14 protein-coding genes and 2 tRNA genes are annotated in these 18,304 nt (G+C 63.1%); 7 read left to right on the top strand and 9 right to left on the bottom strand.

All coding sequences use genetic code 11. The features are described from left to right. Positions 1-188 precede the first annotated feature (188 nt). On the bottom strand, positions 189-3,092 hold the full coding sequence (ppc, locus tag AKL28_RS09405) for a phosphoenolpyruvate carboxylase (RefSeq protein WP_050467927.1): 2,904 nt from the start codon (positions 3,090-3,092) through the stop codon (positions 189-191). 201 nt (positions 3,093-3,293) lie between these two features. On the opposite strand from ppc, the gene hemC reads away from it, so the two are divergent. From hemC to ppa, 5 genes are all read left to right on the top strand, one after another. Continuing rightward, the gene (hemC, locus tag AKL28_RS09400) at positions 3,294-4,250 is read left to right on the top strand and encodes a hydroxymethylbilane synthase (protein ID WP_050467866.1); all 957 of its coding nucleotides are present in this window, start codon (positions 3,294-3,296) and stop codon (positions 4,248-4,250) included. Then, entirely contained in the window at positions 4,234-5,028 is a 795-nt protein-coding gene (locus tag AKL28_RS09395) for a uroporphyrinogen-III synthase (protein ID WP_050467865.1), read from the top strand. The genes hemC and AKL28_RS09395 overlap by 17 nt, the downstream gene beginning before the upstream one ends. After that, entirely contained in the window at positions 5,025-6,218 is a 1,194-nt protein-coding gene (locus tag AKL28_RS09390) for a uroporphyrinogen-III C-methyltransferase (RefSeq protein WP_050467864.1), read from the top strand. Before AKL28_RS09395 ends, AKL28_RS09390 begins: the two co-directional genes overlap by 4 nt. Positions 6,219-6,238: 20 nt before the next feature. Next, positions 6,239-7,438 (top strand): heme biosynthesis protein HemY, encoded by a 1,200-nt coding sequence (locus tag AKL28_RS09385; protein ID WP_050467863.1) that lies wholly within the window; start codon positions 6,239-6,241, stop codon positions 7,436-7,438. A gap of 299 nt (positions 7,439-7,737) precedes the next feature. After that, positions 7,738-8,274: an inorganic diphosphatase gene (gene ppa, locus AKL28_RS09380; protein WP_050467862.1), complete on the top strand. Its 537-nt coding sequence runs from the start codon at positions 7,738-7,740 to the stop codon at positions 8,272-8,274. Between the two features lie 163 nt (positions 8,275-8,437). On the opposite strand, the gene AKL28_RS09375 is transcribed toward ppa, so the two are convergent. Next, positions 8,438-10,114: a peptide chain release factor 3 gene (locus tag AKL28_RS09375; protein WP_050467861.1), complete on the bottom strand. Its 1,677-nt coding sequence runs from the start codon at positions 10,112-10,114 to the stop codon at positions 8,438-8,440. Positions 10,115-10,384: 270 nt separating this feature from the next. Next, a complete protein-coding gene (locus AKL28_RS09370) occupies positions 10,385-11,749 on the bottom strand; it encodes a DUF3300 domain-containing protein (RefSeq protein WP_050467860.1) in 1,365 nt (454 codons plus the stop codon). Between the two features lie 276 nt (positions 11,750-12,025). Between AKL28_RS09370 and AKL28_RS09365 the strand changes: the two genes are divergently transcribed. Then, positions 12,026-12,487, top strand: a complete 462-nt coding sequence (locus tag AKL28_RS09365; RefSeq protein WP_050467859.1) for a GNAT family N-acetyltransferase — start codon at positions 12,026-12,028, stop codon at positions 12,485-12,487. Positions 12,488-12,545: 58 nt separating this feature from the next. Next, complete coding sequence (locus tag AKL28_RS09360; RefSeq protein WP_050467858.1) at positions 12,546-12,944, top strand: DUF3224 domain-containing protein; 399 nt, start codon at positions 12,546-12,548, stop codon at positions 12,942-12,944. 164 nt (positions 12,945-13,108) lie between these two features. Here AKL28_RS09360 and AKL28_RS09355 read toward each other — a convergent pair. The 6 genes from AKL28_RS09355 to nirD all read right to left on the bottom strand — a co-directional run bounded on the left by AKL28_RS09355 (position 13,109) and on the right by nirD (position 18,292). Further along, positions 13,109-13,185, bottom strand: a tRNA-Arg gene (locus tag AKL28_RS09355). Between the two features lie 105 nt (positions 13,186-13,290). Beyond that, a tRNA-Pro gene (locus AKL28_RS09350) sits at positions 13,291-13,367 on the bottom strand. A 53-nt stretch (positions 13,368-13,420) separates the two neighbouring features. Next, complete coding sequence (locus tag AKL28_RS09345; protein ID WP_050467857.1) at positions 13,421-13,819, bottom strand: hypothetical protein; 399 nt, start codon at positions 13,817-13,819, stop codon at positions 13,421-13,423. Positions 13,820-13,892: 73 nt separating this feature from the next. Further along, positions 13,893-16,676, bottom strand: coding sequence for a nitrate reductase (locus AKL28_RS09340; RefSeq protein WP_050467856.1), 2,784 nt, complete (start codon positions 16,674-16,676; stop codon positions 13,893-13,895). Positions 16,677-16,689: 13 nt separating this feature from the next. After that, on the bottom strand, positions 16,690-17,928 hold the full coding sequence (locus AKL28_RS09335; RefSeq protein ID WP_082221429.1) for an NAD(P)/FAD-dependent oxidoreductase: 1,239 nt from the start codon (positions 17,926-17,928) through the stop codon (positions 16,690-16,692). A gap of 1 nt (position 17,929) precedes the next feature. Continuing rightward, the gene (gene nirD / locus AKL28_RS09330) at positions 17,930-18,292 is read right to left on the bottom strand and encodes a nitrite reductase small subunit NirD (protein WP_050467855.1); all 363 of its coding nucleotides are present in this window, start codon (positions 18,290-18,292) and stop codon (positions 17,930-17,932) included. Positions 18,293-18,304 lie beyond the last annotated feature (12 nt).

Here is an 18,304-nt window from a genome sequence, read left to right as displayed (position 1 = left end):
CCTGATCGTCCAATACAACCCTGACCAAACGTTAACGGCAAGGAAACGGAGTTCTTGAGACGGAGCGTTTCATCTTTTTGAAAAGCCGCTGATGGACGGCACGCGCCGGCCTGTCATGGGGCGGCGTCAAGGGGGAAGGGAGGAACGGTATGGCCGGCGTGGCCATACCGTGGTACGAACAACAACAATCAGCCGGTATTGCGCAAGCCGGCGGCGACGCCGTTGATGGTGAGGTGAATGCCGCGCTGCACGCGCTCTTCCGGCGCCCGGCCTGCGGCGATGGTGGTGCGGTAGCGCTTGATCAGTTCGACCTGCAGGTGGTTGAGCGGGTCGAGATAGGCAAAGCGGTTCTTGATCGAACGCGCCAGCAGCGGGTTGGCGACCAGGCGTTCCTTGCTGCCGGTGATGGTGCTGAGCATGGCGCTGGTGCGTTCATGCTCATCGGCGATGCGTCCAAAGATGGCGTTGCGCAGCTTGCGGTCGGCCACCAGCCCGGCATAGCGCGACGCCACGGCGAGGTCGGTCTTGGACAGCACCATGTCCATGTTGGACAGCAGGGCGGCGAAGAATGGCCATTCCTTGCACATTCCGCGCAGCGTGGCCAGGCGGCGGGCGGTTTCCTTGGCATTGCCGGCATCGGCCAGCCAGCCCGAGACCGCGCTGCCAAAACCATACCAGCCCGGGAACAGCAGGCGGCACTGGCCCCAGGAGAAGCCCCAGGGGATCGCGCGCAGGTCTTCGATGCGCTGGGTTGCTTTGCGCGAGGCCGGGCGCGAGCCGATGTTGAGCTGGGCGATCTCGGCGATCGGCGTGGCTGCGAAGAAGTAGTCGGTGAAGCCCGGCGTTTCGTAGACCAGGTTGCGATAAGCGCGGTAGGCGCGTTCGGAAAGCTCTTCCATCACGCGTTCGTATTCGGCCAGCTTGCGGGTTTCCTTGGCATCGGTGGCCTGCGGCATCAGGCTGGCTTCCAGCGTGGCGGCAACCAGCAGTTCCAGGTTGCGGCGTCCGATTTCCGGATTGGAAAACTTGGAGGCGATGATTTCGCCCTGCTCAGTCAGGCGGATCTGGCCGTTCACGGTACCCGGCGGCTGCGCCAGGATGGCCTGGTAGCTGGGGCCGCCGCCGCGGCCGACGGTACCGCCGCGGCCGTGGAACAGGCGCAGCTTGACGCCGGCCTCATTGAACAGCTCGACCAGTTGGTTCTCGGCCTTGTACAGCTCCCAGTTGGAGGTCAGGAAGCCGCCATCCTTGTTGGAGTCCGAATAGCCCAGCATGACTTCCTGCAGCTTGCCTTGCTTGGCGATGAGCGGCTTGACCTGCGGCAGCGTCAGCCAGCCACGCATGATGTCGGACGCGCAGCGCAGGTCGGGGATGGTCTCGAACAGCGGGATCACCATCAGCTCCAGTTCCTTCAACTGGTTGCCTTCGATGTGCAGCAGGCCGGTTTCCTTTTGCAGCAGCAGCACTTCCAGCAAGTCGGACAGGGTCTCGGTGTGCGAGATGATGTAGTTGCGGATGGCGCGCTCGCCATAACGGCGGCGGATTTCGCGCGCAGTGCGCAGGATGGTCAGCTCGGAATTGGTTTCGTCGGCGTATTCCAGGTAAGGCGAGTACAGCAGGCGCGGCTTGCTTAGCTCGCTCAGCAGCAACGCCACCTTGCGCTCTTCGGCCAGGCCCGCGTAGTCGCTTTCGACCTGGGCCTTGGCGAATAGCTCGGCCAGCACGCGTTCGTGGATGTCCGAGCTCTGGCGCATGTCCAGCGTGGCCAGGTGGAAGCCGAAGATTTCCACCGCACGCTTCAGGCCGGCCAGGCGCGGCTTGACCAGCACGGCGCCGTGGTTGGCCTGCAGCGAGGCGACCAGCACGTCCAGTTCGGCCACGCATTCCTGCGGTGCGCCGTAAGGGGCGGCGGCGCCCACTTCCTGGCGCAGGATGTTGACTACGCCCAGCGCGCGGGCGGTGGCCGCCAGGCGCGCGTACACGCCGATCAGCGCACGGCGGTAGGGTTCGTCGGCGCGGTGGTCGGAATGGTCGGGCGAGGCGGCGGCCAGCGCCAGCAGTTCCGGGCTGGCATCCACCATCAGCGTCGAGATCGACAGCTCGGCGCCCAGCGTGTGCACTTCTTCCAGGTAGTAGTCGAAGATGGTGGTGGACTGGCGCTTCAGCGCATGCTGCATGGTGCCGGCGTTGACGTTGGGATTGCCGTCGCGGTCGCCGCCGATCCAGCTGCCCATCTGCAGGTAAGGCGGCAGTTCGGCGATGGCGCGCGATTTGGTGCGCGAGGGGAACTGGCTGTCGATTTCGCCTTCGATGTCGTCGTACAGCGCGGGCAGTTCGCGCAGGAAGGTGATGCGGTAGTAGGACAGGGCGTTTTCGATTTCATCGGCCACCGTCAGCTTGGTGTAGCGCAGCATGCGCGTCTGCCACAGTGTGGCGATGCGCGCGCGCAGCAGTTCGGTATTGTGGCGCAGCTCCTTGGGCGTGAGCGGGCTGTCGCGTTCGGCCACCAGGCGCGCGATTTCGTGCTCGGCATCGAGGATGCTCTTGCGCTGTACTTCGGTGGGGTGGGCGGTCAGCACCGGCGAGACCAGCGCATCCTTCAGGAAGGAGCGCACCTGCGCGCCGGAAACGCCGGTATCGTCCAGCCGCGAGAGCGCATAGGCCACGCTGCCGGGCTGCGGCGCCGAACCGGCCAGCAAGTGCGCGCGGCGACGGCGGTTGTGGTGCTGGTCTTCGGCAATATTGGCCAGGTGCGAAAAATACGAGAATGCACGCACCACGGAATTGGTCTGGTCGCGTGTGAGCTTCTTGAGCAGCTTGTCGAGCTCGGCGCCGGCCTTGGCGTCGGATTCGCGGCGAAAGCGCACGGCAGTCTGGCGGATGGTTTCGACCACATCGAAGACCTCATCGCCTTCCTGTTCACGCACCACTTCGCCGAGCAGGCGGCCCAGGAGGCGGATGTCCTCTTTCAGCGGCGCGTCTTTGTCGGTGCTGCGGGCGGTTTTGGTGGCGGTGACGGCGTTGGAGTTGCCGGAACGAGCGGTGGATGGGGCGGAGCGGGCACTGCGTTTAGTTTGATTTGTAGTTGCCATGATCAACGATTGCTGCGGTTTTCAAAGGAGAAAGTCGTGCTTGTGGATCGAACTGCCGAAATGCTGCGTGACTGCTGCGTGCTAGAATTTGTCTCGATATTTTTATGTATTTAAATTTAAATTTCAGTCTGGAATCGCCGGTCGCCTGCTTTGCTCTGCCTCCTCTGCCGCGGGTGCCACGACTGAATTGGAAAGCCCGTCTTGAAAGAATCCCTTCCTTCCAGCATCGTCATCGTGTCCCGTGAAAGCCGTCTTGCCATGTGGCAGGCTGAATACGTGCGCGACCGTCTCGCGGCATTATATCCGCAGTGCAGCATCAGTATCCTCGGCACCACCACGCGCGGCGACCAGATTCTCGACCGCACGCTGTCCAAGGTCGGCGGCAAGGGCTTGTTCGTCAAGGAACTGGAGGTGGCAATGGCCGAAGGGCGTGCCGACCTCGCCGTGCATTGCCTGAAGGATATGCCGATGGAGTTGCCGGAAGGATTCGAGCTGGCGGCCATCCTGGAGCGCGAAGACCCGCGCGACGCCTTTGTCTCCAACGACTTTGCCTCGCTGGACGAGCTGCCGGCCGGCGCCGTCGTCGGCACCAGCAGCCTGCGTCGCCAGGCCATGATCGCCGCGCGCTATCCGCAACTGGTGGTCAAGCCGCTGCGCGGCAACCTCGATACACGCCTGTCCAAGCTCGACCGCGGCGACTACGCCGCCATCATCCTGGCCGTGGCCGGCTTGAACCGCCTTGGCCTGAAACAGCGCATCCGCGCCTATCTCGATCCCGAACAAAGTTTGCCTTCACCGGGCCAAGGCACGCTGGCCATCGAAATCCCGGCCGGCCACGACGACATCAAGCGCTGGCTGGCGCCGCTGCATGACGATATCGCTGCCGTGGCTTCGGCCGCCGAGCGCTCGGTGTCGCGCATCTTCGGCGGCAGCTGCCAGATTCCGCTGGCGGCGTACGCCACCGTCGACGGCCAGCGTTTGCATTTGCGCGCCATGATCGCCACGCCCGATGGCAGCCGCATCGCCGCGGCCGAGGCCGAGGGCTCCGTCGACGCGCCCGAGGCATTGGGCGAACAGGTTGCAGGCTTGCTCAAGGCGCAGGATGCCGATGCGATTCTCGCGGCCTGCAAGGCGCAGGCCGATGCCGATCCATCCTGATCCGTCCGCCGTTGCGCCGGTCGTCGTCACGCGGCCGCTGCAGCAGGCGACGGCTTTCGCCGCCCAGGTCGAAGCGCTGGGGCGCCGGGTTGAAATCTTTCCCTTGCTGGCCATCGAGCCGGTAGAAGACACGGCCGAACTGCAGGCCGCGCTTGGCCGGCTGGACGCATTCGCATTGGCGGTGTTCGTCAGCCCCAATGCCATCGATGCGGCATTGCGTCTGCTGCCCAGATGGCCGCAACAAGTGGCGATCGGCATTGTCGGCGAGGGCAGCCGCGTCGCCTTGCGCGCGCATGGCATCGATGGCGGCAATGCCGTCATCTTTGGCCCGCAGCGCACCGACAAGATGGATTCCGAGGAATTGCTCAAGGCGCTGCCGCTGGAACAGTTGCGCGGCAAGCGCGCGCTGATCGTGCGCGGCCAGGCCGGCCGCGATTTCCTTGGCGAGGCGTTGCAGGGGCAGGGCATCGTGGTTGAATACGTCACGGCCTATCGCCGTCTCATGCCACCGCTGGATGCGCGCAATCGGGCGCAATTGCTGGCGCTTGCGGATGCCGGCGCCGACTGGGTCATCACCAGTTCCGAGGCATTGCGCAATTTGCTTGAGTTGGCAAGACTAGCCGGAGGGGATGATCGTGTGGTAAAACTGCAACGACAGAGAATCTTCGTTTCGCACCACAGGATCGCGCAGACCGCCCAGTCATTGGGCTTTTGCAGCGTAATCCTGACCGGTTCGGGCGACGAACGACTACTTGCCGCGTTACAATCCAGCCCATGAACGAACAGCAATCCACACCAGAGCCAAATCTGCCGGAGACTAAGCCGGAGGCGAGTTATACCAGCCCTGCGAGCTCCCCTTATTTTTCATCCGCGCCGGACGGCACTGCGGTATTGCGCAGGAGGATGCGCATCCTGACCGTGCTGCTGTTGCTGGTGATCGCCGCATTGGCTGCGCAATGGTGGGTGTCGCACACCGAACTGCGCAGCTTGCGCAACGAGGTCGCCCAGCGCCTGCAAAGCGGCGACAACACCAATAACGAGGTCAAGGGCGTACTCAAGGCCGTTCAGGAAAACACCAAGGAACTCCAGGCCAAGGTCAGCGTGCTCGACAGCAAGCAGGCCGAGTCGCAAAGCCAGCAACTGGCCCTGGAGCAGATGTACCAGGACCTGAACAAGAACCGCGACGACTGGGCACTCTCCGAGATCGAGGAAGTGCTGTCCACCGCCGACCAGCAGCTGGAGCTCGCCGGCAATGTGCAGGGGGCGCTGATCGCCCTGCAGAATGCCGACAAGAGCCTGTCGCGTTCCGACAAGCCGCAATTCATCGCCATCCGCCGCGCCATCGCGCGCGACATCGACCGCCTGAAGGCATTGCCGACCGTGGACATCGCCGGCATCGCCGTGCGCCTGGACAGCGCCATCGGCCAGGTCGACAACATGCCGCTGCTGGTAGATGAGAAGCCGGTCGAGTCGGCCACCGAACCCAAGCGTTCGCTGCCGGTGAAGCCGGCCAAGGCCGCCAACGGCAAGGCTGCCAAGGACGGCAAGGCGGCAGATACTCCCGTCGAGCCATCGGTCTGGTCGCAATGGCTGGCCAGCGCACAGGGCACATGGCAGAGCATGAGCACCGAGATGTGGGCCGAATTGAAGCAACTGGTGCGCATCCGCGAAGTGCAGACGCCGGATGCGATCCTGCTGTCGCCGGGCCAGGCCTACTTCGTGCGCGAGAACCTGAAGCTGCGCCTGCTCAACGCGCGCCTGGCGCTGCTCTCGCGCAACGAGTTCGCCTTCCGTAACGACTTGTCGGCCGCCCAGGACAATATCGCCAAGTATTTCGACACCCGCGCCAAGCAGGTACAGACGACGCAGGCGCTGCTCAAGCAAGTGCAGGGCAGCAACCTGTCCATCCAGATGCCCTCGCTGGCCGAAAGCCTGAATGCGGTGCGCAACTACAAAGCCCGTCGCTGAGCGGATGACGGAATAGCGATATGAAAATACTGCTCTGGCTTCTTACCCTGTTCGCGTCCGCCATCGGCCTGGCCGTGCTGGCGCGCTTCAATCCGGGCAACGTGGTGCTGTTCTACCCGCCGTACCGCCTGGATCTCTCGCTGAACTTCTTCATCTTCCTGGCGCTGGCGCTGTTCCTGGCGATCTACGTGGTCATCCGCGCCGTGCGCCTGACCCAGAAACTGCCCGGCCGCGTGATCGCCTACCGCCGCGCCAAGCGTGAGAACGAAAGCAACAAGGCCTTGCGCGATGCCCTGAAAGCTTACTTCGAGGGCCGTTTCGGTCAGGCTGAAAAGTCCGCCACCCGCGCCTCCGAGCTGCTTGAAAACGCCGGCATCTCGGCCCTGATCGGCGCCCGCGCCGCGCACCGCATGCGCCAGGGCGACCGCCGCGATATCTGGCTGGCCAGCACCGAGGTCGATCCCACGCTCAAGGCCGCGCGCCTGATGACCGCACTTGAGCTGCAAGTGGACGAACACCAGTTCAAGCAGGCACTGGAAACCGTGGAAGAGCTCAACGCCAACGGCACGCGCCACATCCAGGCCCTGCAATGGGCGCTCAAGGCCAACCAGCAAGCCAAGAACTGGACCGAAGTGCTGCGCCTGGTGCAGACGCTGGACAAGCGCAATGCGCTGCATCCGGCCCTGTCCAACCGCCTGCGCGAAATGTCTTACGACGCGTTGCTGTCGGACCGTTCGCACGATGCCGAGTCGATCCGCCTGCTGTGGGCGGGCGTGCCTAACGCCGACAAGCTGAAACCCTTCATTGCCGCGTGCGCGGCCCATGCCTTCTCCAGCCGCGGCTTGCACGATGAGGCGCGCACCTTGCTGGAGCGCGCCCTGGCCGCCGATTGGGATATCCGCTTGCTGCGCGCCTACCGCGAGTCGACCGCCGAAGCCGGTTCTGCGGCTTTGCTGGCGCAGATCGAGCATTGCGAATCCTGGCTGGCCAAGAACCCGACCGATGCCGAGCTGGCGCTGACGCTGGGCATGTTCTGCCTGCGCCAGAAGCTGTGGGGCAAGGCACAGCGCCATCTGGAGCAGGCGCTGTCGGACGCCATCGAGCCGCGCACCGTGCGCGAATCGCACCTGGCGCTGGCGCAGCTGCACGAGGCACTGGACCAGTTCGAACAGGCAGCGGCGCATTACAAGCAGTGCGCGCTGGCGACGGCGATCCGCTGATCGCGGACGTTACCGGTTGAGAACGAAGGCGGAAGAGGCTGCGGCCCTTCCGCCTTTTTCTTTGGCGTCACGGCATCGTCATGCTGGCGTAAGTTGTTGCCGGCATAGTGTGCCTATGCGTTGGCAATGGCGGCTTGCGGCCGGGTTCTTGGCCGGATTGCACGGCTTTTCCTGTCGGACAGGGCCTGAATTCGAACAGAAAGCCGCTATAATTGCCGTTTTCTGCGTAATTCGGCGGTGTATTCGCCAATCCAGAAGCCTGCTTTCCGTTTTCTTTCCCCTTTAGTGAGAAATCTCCCATGAGCCTGAACAACGTCCCCGCCGGCCGCGACCTGCCGAATGACTTCAACGTGATCATCGAGATCCCGATGAACGCCGATCCGATCAAGTACGAAGTGGACAAGGACACCGGCGCGATCTTCGTCGACCGTTTCATGGGCACCGCCATGCACTACCCGTGCAACTACGGCTACGTCCCGCAGACCCTGTCGCAAGACGGCGACCCGGTGGACGTGCTGGTGATTACCCCGTTCCCGCTGTTCCCAGGCGTGGTGGTGCGCTGCCGCCCGATCGGCGTGTTGAAGATGACCGACGAATCCGGCGTCGACGCCAAGCTGCTGGCCGTGCCGGTCGACAAGATCCTGCCGATCTACACCCACTGGCAAAAGCCGGAAGACATGAACGAACTGCGCCTGAACCAGATCAAGCACTTCTTTGAACACTACAAGGACCTGGAAAAGGGCAAGTGGGTCAAGGTCGACGGCTGGGAAGGTCCGGAAGCGGCGCGCGCCGAGATCCTGGCTGGCGTGGAAGCGTACAAGAACGCTGCCAAGTAAGTTGTTGGTTGAGTCAGTATCCGAATGCCGGCCAGTGGCCGGCTTTTTTTATGCGTAGCTTCTTTGCACACCATGCAAGTACGCTACTGGAGCAGAATGAAAAACGCCCGGTCAGGTATTGCCTGCCGGGCGTTTTTTACTGCATCAGGCCGATAGCCGGTACTCAATCCAGCTTGGCCGCATGCTCCCGTGTCGCATGGAACACGACTTCGGGCCAGCGTTCCTGCGTCAGGCGCAGGTTCACGCCCGAGCTGGCCAGGTAGGCCAGGTTGCCGGCCGCATCGAACGCCAGGTTGGCGCCCGCCGAGGATTTTTCAAAGTCGGCCAGTTTCTTCTTGTCGTCGCAAGTGATCCAGCGCGCACTGCTGATGCTGGTGCCTTCGAACACGGCATCGACGCCGTATTCGTTCAACAGGCGGCTCGCCACCACTTCGAACTGCAGCACGCCGACCGCGCCCAGGATCAGGTCGCTGCCGGTGACCGGCTTGAACACCTGCACCGCGCCTTCTTCACCCAACTGCTGCAGGCCCTTGTGCAATTGCTTGATCTTCAGCGGATTGCGGATACGCGCCACGCGGAAGAAATCCGGCGCGAAGTAGGGGATGCCGGTGAACTGCAGCATCTCGCCTTCGGAGAAGCTGTCGCCGATCTGCATGTTGCCGTGGTTGGGCAGGCCGATGATATCGCCGGCATACGCTTCTTCCACCTGTTCGCGGCTGGAAGCCATGAAGGTCACCACCGACGACACCTTGATGTCGCGGTTCAGGCGCAGGTGCTTCAGTTTCATGCCGCGTTCGAAGCGGCCCGAGCACACGCGCAGGAAGGCGATACGGTCGCGGTGCGCCGGGTCCATATTGGCCTGGATCTTGAACACGAAGCCCGAGAACGGCTCTTCGGTCGGCGTGACGCTGCGCACGGTGGCGTCGCGACCGCCGGGGGCAGGCGCCCAGTCCAGCAGCGCATTGAGGATCTCGCGCACGCCGAAGTTGTTGATGGCGGAACCGAAGAACACCGGAGTCTGGATGCCGGCCAGGAAGTCGTCCAGGTTGAATGGGTGCGATGCGCCATGCACCAGCTCGACTTCCATTTTCAGTTGTTCGATTTCCAGCGGGAACATCTCGACCAGCTTGGGGTTGTCGATGCCCTTAATGATCTCGACATTTCCGTCGGCGCGTTCCTCGCCAGCCTTGAACAGCATGATCTCATCGCGCAGCAGGTGGTACACGCCGCGGAAATTCTTGCCCATGCCGATCGGCCAGGTCACCGGCGCGCACTGGATCTTCAGCACCGATTCCAGCTCATCCAGCAATTCCAGCGGATCGCGCGTTTCGCGGTCCATCTTGTTCATGAAGGTGATGATGGGCGTATTGCGCATGCGGCAGACGTTGAGCAGCTTGATGGTCTGCTCTTCCACGCCCTTGGCCGCGTCGATCACCATCAGCGCCGAGTCGACCGCGGTCAGCACGCGGTAGGTATCTTCCGAAAAGTCCTGGTGGCCCGGGGTGTCGAGCAGGTTCACCACGTGGTCGCGGTATTCGAACTGCATCACCGAGCTGGCTACCGAGATGCCGCGCTGCTTTTCGATCTCCATCCAGTCCGAAGTCGCATGGCGGCCGCTCTTGCGCGCCTTGACGGTGCCCGCCAGCTGGATCGCGCCCGAGAACAGCAGCAGCTTTTCAGTCAGCGTGGTCTTGCCCGCGTCAGGGTGGGAGATGATGCCGAAGGTCCGGCGGCGCTTCACTTCGCGCGCGATCAGTTCGGTCGATACCTTGCGGTTGCCGCCCTCGTTGGCTTCGGCGGCCGCATTGGCGCCGGTGATGTCGTTGCTTGGTTCTTGCATGTCGGATATGTCGGTTCAGGTCGGGACGCCGGAGAAACGAAAAACGGCAGGCCGGCGCCGCGCTTCCCGAGCGGCGGCCAATGAAAAAAGGGCTGGAAAATCCAACCCTTGACTGGCCTTGCGTGCACCGACGTCAATGGCCGGCGCAGCATGTTCGGAAAGCTCTGGAAAGAGCGTGATTATAGCTTATCCGGGATGCCCGGACCTATCTTTGCCAGCTGGAAATGCCGTCCGGCTGGCTTTGTTGCACCATCGGAACGCCACTCCCGGTTACTTATCGTCGCGCCGTTCCTCAATCCGACGTTCCGGCGGGCGCTGTTCGCGCTGCTGTTGCTGCGGCCGGGCTTGTTGTTCCCGATACACCTGCTCCTGTTGCTGGCGGACTTGCTGGACCTGGCGCTGCTGTTCACGTGCCTGTTGCTGCACTTGGTATTGTTGCGCCTGCTGCTCCCGCTGACGCTGCTGGTTATTGGCTTGTTGCTCCCGCTGGCGCTGCTGCTCTTGCACCTGTTGTTCCCGTTGCTGTTGCTGCGCCTGGATTTCCCGCGTCTGGTTGGCTTGCTGTTCGCGCACCTGGCGCTGGCGGGCCTGGTCTTCCTGGATGACGCGCTGCTGCGGATTGGCTGCAGGCGGCATGAAGGGGCGATCCGGGCGGTTGCCAAACTCGGGGCGTGGCTGCTGTTGCGGCTGTGGAACGGGTTGCGCCTGCTGCGGACGGGCGGCATTGGCGGGCAGGGCATTCGGCCGTTGCTGGGCGCGCGGGCTGTCATAGCGGCTATCGTGGCGCCACACCACCGGCCCCTGGTTGGCCCCCGCATTGCGGTTCACCGTCACATTGTTGGTCACATTATTGTTGGTGATATTGGTGATGCGGGTCTGCGTCACCATCATCTGCCGATGGCGCCAGTCCGGACGCGCCTCGCCGAAAGCGGCGCGCATCACGCCAATGCCGATCCCGCCGCCGAACGTGATGCTGGCCGTGACGCCCGGATTGTAGTGGGGCGGGCGATAGCGTGGCGGCGGAGCCCAGTACACCGGCGGGTTCGAAGGCCACCACCAGCTGCCATAGACCACCACCGGATTGTAGTAGGGCACATAGATCACTTGAGGATCGACAGGTTCGATGACGATCACGTTGTCATCCACCAGCACGCGCTGCTGCGGGCTGGTCTGCAACGAGCCGGCTACCTGTGCGCGTTCGCGCAGGTCTTGCACGGTGTCCATCACGGCGGCTTGTTGCGTGAGGAAGGCCTGGCCCAGTTGCTGCATCCAGTCGAGGCGATCGTTCATCATCGCCAGCACGGACGGGAACTGCACCAGCGACTTCACGCTGGGATCCCAGGGCATGGGCGCGACGGCACGCGCCAGGTCATCGCCTTGCAAGCCGGGACGGGCTTCGACGAAGCGCTGCGCCTGCACCACTTCCAGCGGATAGGTGGACGCCATCAGCACCTGCCCCAGCAGGGAGTCGGGATACAGCGCCACCGGCGCCAGCATCTGGTCCAGTTGTTCCTGCGAGTAGCTTGCCGGCCCAGGCGGGTAGGCGGAATAAGCGGATTGCGCTTGTACGGCAGGCATGCCGGATACCAGTGAAAACACCAGGCAGGCAGCCCAGGCCAGAGTTTTCTTGTTCATATCGTCCTCCTGTCTTTTGTACTGTGCGCAGAGACGCCAATCAAACGCCAAGCCTCGCGCATGCACGGTAAGCCTATGGTCGTCCAGGATGGCGCGGGCAGGTGTAACGGGATTGCAAGCGATGTTTCAAGGCCCCCGGCTTGGGCAAAGGTGCATTTCCTTTATGGCAACTGCTGCATCGCAGCTATGTGCTGTGGCATGATGACGGCCAATGTCTCGCACTGGAAGCTCATCCGTTTCCATTGCAAAAACTTAGTGCAAAGGAATATAAATAATATGAGCGAACACCTCATCTGGCGCCGCGACGATCTTGTCATCGATACCGATCCAAACCGCCTGAACATCTCCTTGGTGCACGATGTGCTGACGCATTCGACATGGGCCGGCGGCATCGGCATCGACACCGTGCGCACGTCGATCGCCAACAGTTTGTGCTTCGGCATGTACCGCGGCAGCCAGCAGGTCGGTTTCGCACGCGTCGTGACCGACCATGCGACTTTCGGTTATTTGTGCGACGTGTTCGTCGTCGATGGACAAAGGGGACACGGGCTGGGACGCTGGCTGATCGAATCGTGCAACCAGCATCCCACGCTGCTCAAGCTCAGGCGAGTCATGCTGACGACATCTTCCGCACCGTGGCTATATGCGCGCTGCGGTTTCGAGGCGATTGCCCGTGGCGATTTCGTGTGGCACATCTCGCGGCCGGACATCTATACCAAGGTAGAGAAGGCTGAGTAATGGAGTTGCAGCCTGCTGAATACGATTGAAATAGTTCATTCTTTTTTGAGAACACCCTATGACAAGCACTCAAGCAAACGGCCCTTTTGACGTCAAGCTAAGTCCCGAACCTCTTAGCGGCGTTGCGGAAGGAACAGGCCTCGGACGCATGTCCCTCAACAAGAAGTTCGACGGCGACCTCGTAGCGGCCAGCCAGGGTGAAATGCTTTCTTTCCGTAGCAGCGAGCCGGGTTCGGCAGGCTATGTGGCGATGGAAACGGTAACCGGCACTTTGCATGGCCGTCATGGCAGTTTCGTGTTGCAGCACAGTTCCACAATGACGCGAGGCGTACCCGAGCAGTCTATTAGCGTCGTGCCGGATTCCGGTACCGGGGATCTTGCAGGATTGGCCGGCCGTATGATTATCATCATTGCTGAAGGCCAGCATTCTTATAAGTTTGACTACACGCTTCCCTGAGTCCCATTGTCAATTTGCTCCATACAGAATGTATCGCTTGGGTGCTTGTGGACATGAGAGTACGGCGCGGGAGTTTCAGCCAAAAAACTGCAGGCGATTGGTTTGATGCGCGCTTGGTACGCTTTTCGTACACCGCAGAAGGATTGAGATTGACTGGGGGAAACTGGCCTGCCCTAAGGGAATCGAACCCCTAACCTATGGCTTAGAAGGCCATTGCTCTATCCGGTTGAGCTAAGGGCAGAAACGCAAGCCGTTTCTTTTTCGCGCTTTCGATGAGGCCGGAAAGCTTGTCGAAACGATTGCGGAAATGAAAACGGGCTGTCGCATGACAGCCCGTTTTGATGTGTGGTCGGAGTACAAGGATTCGAACCTTGGACCCCCTGGTCCCAAACCAGGTGCGCTACCGGGCTGCGCTACACTCCGAGAAGCGAGATAATAGCCTGATCACGCATGCAGGTCAACCTGCTGGGACGATTTTATTTTCCGTCGGTGATTATTCGTGCGTTCGATCCTTGCGGTGCGGTGGTGTTCTGTTCCGGCGTCCACGGGCAGATGTAGGTATTGCTGTTTCCATAGTAGTCCCCGGCGGCATGTGCAGTGACGCAGAGGAGTGCGGTTGTCGTCGTCCGCCACAAGGGCTCAACCTGGCGCAACTGCTGCAAAGGCCATTGCTCCGATGGGCCTTGCGTGGCGAGATCGCTCAAGCGTAACTTGCGCGTCCACTCGGAGGCTGCATCAAGAAAAGGAGACGAGTCCAAGCGCTCTCTTGAAGGCTCAGTGTGTGCCGTAGATGCGGCGAAAAATGTAGCGTAGAGCGTAATTGTGCTCAAGAAGCGTACCGCGGACATGATGGATTCTCCATAGAACACGGTCATGGATTGCCAAATGGTCCGTGTGTTCACTGGCACACAGGTGAAAGTCTTGAAAATTATTGAATTTCCAATGTTTTCAATGATTCACCCATCGATCATTCGAGCAAGGTGTTTCTGCCACGCTGATTTCCACCAGCAGTTTCTTGATCTCCGGCACGCATGAGCCGCAGTTGCCGCCGGCTTTCAGGCAGGCGGTGACTTCGCCGACTTCCTTCAGGCCCTTGCTGCGGATGGCGTCGCAGATCGTGTTGCGGCCCACGCCGAAGCAGGAGCACACCGTCGGCCCGGCATCGGCGCCTTTTTCGATCGGTTGCCCTACCAGCAGGCCGACGCGGTCGGCTTCTTCCAATTGTTGCTTAGCGAACAGGCCGGCCAGCCACGAGCGCGAGGGCAGGTCGGGGCGGGCCGACATGAAAATGCACATGTCGATACGGTCGTTCACCACGTGCACCGCGCGGTAGGTGCCGTCGGTCAGGTCTTCGTATTCCAGCCAGTCGGCTTCCGGATCGTCCACGCCCAGCAGCTTGCGCGCCCATGCCGCATGGTCGGTGATGTTGCTGCGGCCGGCCAGCTCAAAGCGGGTGAAGTCGCGGCCCTGCACGCGGGTCCAATGCGTGATGTCGTCCAATGCCAGTTCGTGCCGGGTCAGGATGAAGCCGTGCCATGCAACGCGGAACTCCTCGATCGCCACCGGCGTGTGCTTGAATTCCGGCTCACCCGAGACCGGGTCGACCACCGGGTTGACCAGCGCGCCCACGCGCGCATCCGAGGCCGACTGGTCGTTCCAGTGGATCGGCACGAACACGCTGCCGCGCGGAATGCCGCCGCCGTGCTGCACGCGCGCCACCATCGCGCCCCAGCGGCTGGAAATACGCGCCAGGCCGCCTTCGCGCACGCCATACAGCAGCGCATCCTGCGGGTGGATGTCGATGAAGGATTCGGGGATGTGGTTGGCCAGCGTGGCCGACTTGCCGGTGCGCGTCATGGTGTGCCAATGGTCGCGCACGCGGCCGGTGTTGAGCACCAGCGGGAAGTCGTCGCAAGTCTTGTGGGCCGGGCTGCGCGGCGCGGTCGCCACGAAGCGTGCGCGGCCGTCGGCGTGCGTGAAGCGCAAGTCTTCCAGCACGCGTGCGGTGCCGGCCACGCTGCCGTCGGAGAGGCGCTGCACCGGCCACTGGATCGGCTGCAAGGCGTCGTACTGTGGCTTGCCGATACCGGCCAGGCCTGCCAGGTTGAAGACGCGGCGGCTCTTGGCGGCGCCGCCGACAGCGGCCTCGGGCTCGCCGTTGCGGTGTGCCGACAGGCGTGCGTGTTCATCGAAGATGGCATGCGGGCCATCGAAGTGGAAACCGTCGAAGCCCATGCGTCGGGCCACGTCGCAGATGATTTCCCAGTCCGGGCGCGCCTCGCCCGGCGCCAGCAGGAAACTGCGCTGGCGCGAGATGCGGCGCTCCGAATTGGTGACCGTGCCATCCTTCTCGCCCCAGCCCAGCGCCGGCAGCAGCACATGGGCGAAGGTGTTGGTATCGGTCTTTTCGATGATGTCGGAAGACACCACCAGTTCGCATTTCTCCAGCGCGCGTCGCACCAGGTCGGCGTCCGGCAGGCTGACCATGGGATTGGTGGCCATTACCCAGACCGCCTTCACGCGCCCGTCCTCGATCGCGCGGAACAGGTCGACCGCTTTGTAGCCCGGCTGGTCGGCGATGCGCGGCGAGGCCCAGAAGCCTTGCACGATGTCGCGGTGGACGGCGTTGTCCAGGTCCATGTGCGCGGCCAGCATGTTGGCCAGGCCGCCGACTTCGCGTCCGCCCATCGCGTTGGGCTGGCCGGTGATCGAGAACGGCCCCATGCCCGGTTTGCCGATGCGGCCGGTGATCAGGTGGCAGTTGATGATGCTGTTGACCTTGTCGGTGCCGGCCGAGGACTGGTTCACGCCCATCGAGAAACCGGTGACGACTTTCTCCGTCCCGGCGAAGGCTTCGTAGAAGCCCAGCAAGTCCGCCAGGTCGACCTTGCAGATGCGCGCCACCGTGGCGGGATCGGCGCAGTCGGCGTCGGCCACTGCCAGTGCTTCGTTCAGGCCGTTGGTGTGCGCCTCGATAAAGGCGTTGTCGCGCGCGCCGCGATGCGCCAGGTAGCTCATCAGGCCGTTGAACAGCCACACATCGGTGCCGGCCTTGACCGGCAGGTGCAGGTCGGCCAGCTCGCAAGTGGCGGTGCGGCGCGGGTCGATCACCACCAGCCTGGCGTGCGGTTTGGTTTCCTTGATCCTGGCGATGCGCTGGAACAGGATGGGGTGGCACCACGCCGCGTTGGAGCCGACCAGCACCACCATGTCGGCCAGTTCCAAATCCTCATAGGCCAGCGGCACCAGGTCTTCACCGAAGGCGCGCTTGTGGCCGGCCACCGCCGACGACATGCACAGGCGCGAATTGGTGTCGATGTTGGCGCTGCCGATGTAGCCCTTCATCAGCTTGTTGGCGATGTAGTAGTCCTCGGTCAGCAACTGGCCGGAGACGTACAGCGCCACCGCATCCGGGCCGTGTTCGGCGACGATGGCGGAAAACGTCGACGCCACCGTATCGAGCGCCTCGTCCCAGGCGACGCGGCGCATGTTGCCGTCGGCGCCGCGCATCTTCGGGTACAGCAGGCGGCCATCGAGGTCGACCGTTTCGCCCAGCGCCGAACCCTTCACGCACAGCCGGCCCTGGTTGGCCGGATGCAGCTCGTCGCCCTTGATGCCGATGCTGCCGTCCTGCTTCATCGAGGCCGATACGCCGCAGCCCACGCCGCAGTAAGGGCAGGTGGTCTGGGTCGTGGCGACGGCAATTGCGATCGGGGTTTGGGACAGGTTCACGTAGTCGATCCTCTCATGCTGCCTTCATGCACATCGCCTGCCCGAAGGGAAGCTCGCGCCGGAAGGCGGAAATGTCGCGCCCGCTCTGGATCAGGTCGAAATACCACGGGCCATCCTTGACGTCGCCGTACAGCACCGCACCCACCAGCCGGCTGCCGCGCAGCACCAGGCGCTTGTAGACGCCGCGCCGAGGGTCGCGCAGCACCAGGTCTTCGGTGTCTTCCGCGCCGATGAAGTCGCCCGCCGAATAGAGGTCCACGCCGGTCACCTTGAGTTTGGTGGCGGTGGCTTGCTGCACGTAGCGGCGATGGCCGGCGCCGGCCAGGTGCGCGCCGCAGACGCGCGCCTGGTCCCAGATCGGCGCCACCAACCCGAAGGTCGCCTTGCGATGCTGCACGCACTCGCCCACCGCGTAGATGCGCGGATCGTAAGTCTGCAGCGTATCGTCGACGATGATGGCGCGCTCGCAATGCAGGCCGGCCGATTTGGCCAGCGCGATATTGGGACGAACGCCGGCGGTCATCACCACCAGGTCGGCGGGAATTTCACTGCCGTCCTTGAAACGTACGGCGCTCACCCGATCCGGGCCGACGATCTCGGCGGTGCTGGCATTGAGCAGGAAGCGCAGACCCTTGGCTTCCAGCGCCTTCTTCAGCAGTTCTGCGGCCGGCTTGTCCAGTTGCTGGTTCATCAGCGTATCGGTGACATGCACCACGGTCACTTCCATGCCCTGGCGCATCAGGCCGTTGGCCGCTTCCAGCCCGAGCAGGCCGCCGCCGATCACCACTGCGTGGCGGTGCGTGCGCGCCGCTTCCAGCATGGCATCGACATCCTGGATATCGCGGAAGGCGATCACGCCCGGCAGCGCATGGCCCGGCACCGGGATGATGAACGGGGTGGAACCGGTGGCCAGCAGCAGCCGGTCGTATTGTACTTCGACACCGCTCCTGGAACGCACCGCGCGGCGGCGGCGGTCGATGTGTTCGACCGGGTCGCCGGCGTGCAGCGTGATGCCGTTCTGCGCATACCACTCGCGCGTGTTGAGCATGATGTCGTCGATGCTCTTGTCGCCGGCCAGCACCGGCGAGAGCATGATGCGGTTGTAGTTGCCGTGCGGCTCGGCGCCGAACACGGTGATGTCGTACAGTTCCGGCGCCAGCTTCAGCAATTCCTCCACCGTGCGCATGCCGGCCATGCCGTTGCCGATGACGACCAGCGCGGGTTTGCCATCCTTGTCGGCCGGGGCGTCCATGTCAGGCGCCGATCCAGACGCGGCCGGCTTCGATGCGGGCCGGCCATGCGGTGACCGAATTGGCCGGCTCTTCCAGGCATTCGCCGGTCTGCAGGTCGAAGTGCTGCTTGTAGATCGGCGAAGCCACCACGATGCGCTCGCCCAGGTTGCCGACCAGTCCGCGCGAAAGCACCGACGCTTCCGAGTTGGGATCGTAATTGCCGATGGCGAAGACGCGGGCTTCCTTGCCGCCGCCGGTGGTGTCGATCACGTGGAACACTGCCACCTGCTCGCCGTTCACTAGCGCGCAGACGCCGGTGTTGGGCACGATATCGCCCAGGTCGCAGATGGGCGTCCAGTGCTTGATTTGTTGGTCGCTGTGCATGGATGGCTCCTG

This window comes from Herbaspirillum chlorophenolicum (assembly GCF_001189955.1).
Lineage (GTDB): Bacteria > Pseudomonadota > Gammaproteobacteria > Burkholderiales > Burkholderiaceae_D > Herbaspirillum > Herbaspirillum chlorophenolicum.
The sequence above is the reverse complement of the archived record's forward strand: the minus strand, read 5'-3'. Positions and strand labels throughout refer to the sequence as shown.

Coding starts and splice junctions, on each gene's coding strand:
- AKL28_RS09370 (WP_050467860.1), bottom strand. CDS start 11,749: ATGAACAAGAAAACTCTGGCCTGGGCTGCCTGCCTGGTGTTTTCACTG.
- AKL28_RS09360 (WP_050467858.1), top strand. CDS start 12,546: ATGACAAGCACTCAAGCAAACGGCCCTTTTGACGTCAAGCTAAGTCCC.
- ppa (WP_050467862.1), top strand. CDS start 7,738: ATGAGCCTGAACAACGTCCCCGCCGGCCGCGACCTGCCGAATGACTTC.
- nirD (WP_050467855.1), bottom strand. CDS start 18,292: ATGCACAGCGACCAACAAATCAAGCACTGGACGCCCATCTGCGACCTG.
- AKL28_RS09385 (WP_050467863.1), top strand. CDS start 6,239: ATGAAAATACTGCTCTGGCTTCTTACCCTGTTCGCGTCCGCCATCGGC.
- AKL28_RS09345 (WP_050467857.1), bottom strand. CDS start 13,819: ATGACCGTGTTCTATGGAGAATCCATCATGTCCGCGGTACGCTTCTTG.
- AKL28_RS09395 (WP_050467865.1), top strand. CDS start 4,234: ATGCCGATCCATCCTGATCCGTCCGCCGTTGCGCCGGTCGTCGTCACG.
- AKL28_RS09335 (WP_082221429.1), bottom strand. CDS start 17,928: ATGGACGCCCCGGCCGACAAGGATGGCAAACCCGCGCTGGTCGTCATC.
- ppc (WP_050467927.1), bottom strand. CDS start 3,092: ATGGCAACTACAAATCAAACTAAACGCAGTGCCCGCTCCGCCCCATCC.
- AKL28_RS09390 (WP_050467864.1), top strand. CDS start 5,025: ATGAACGAACAGCAATCCACACCAGAGCCAAATCTGCCGGAGACTAAG.
- AKL28_RS09365 (WP_050467859.1), top strand. CDS start 12,026: ATGAGCGAACACCTCATCTGGCGCCGCGACGATCTTGTCATCGATACC.
- AKL28_RS09375 (WP_050467861.1), bottom strand. CDS start 10,114: ATGCAAGAACCAAGCAACGACATCACCGGCGCCAATGCGGCCGCCGAA.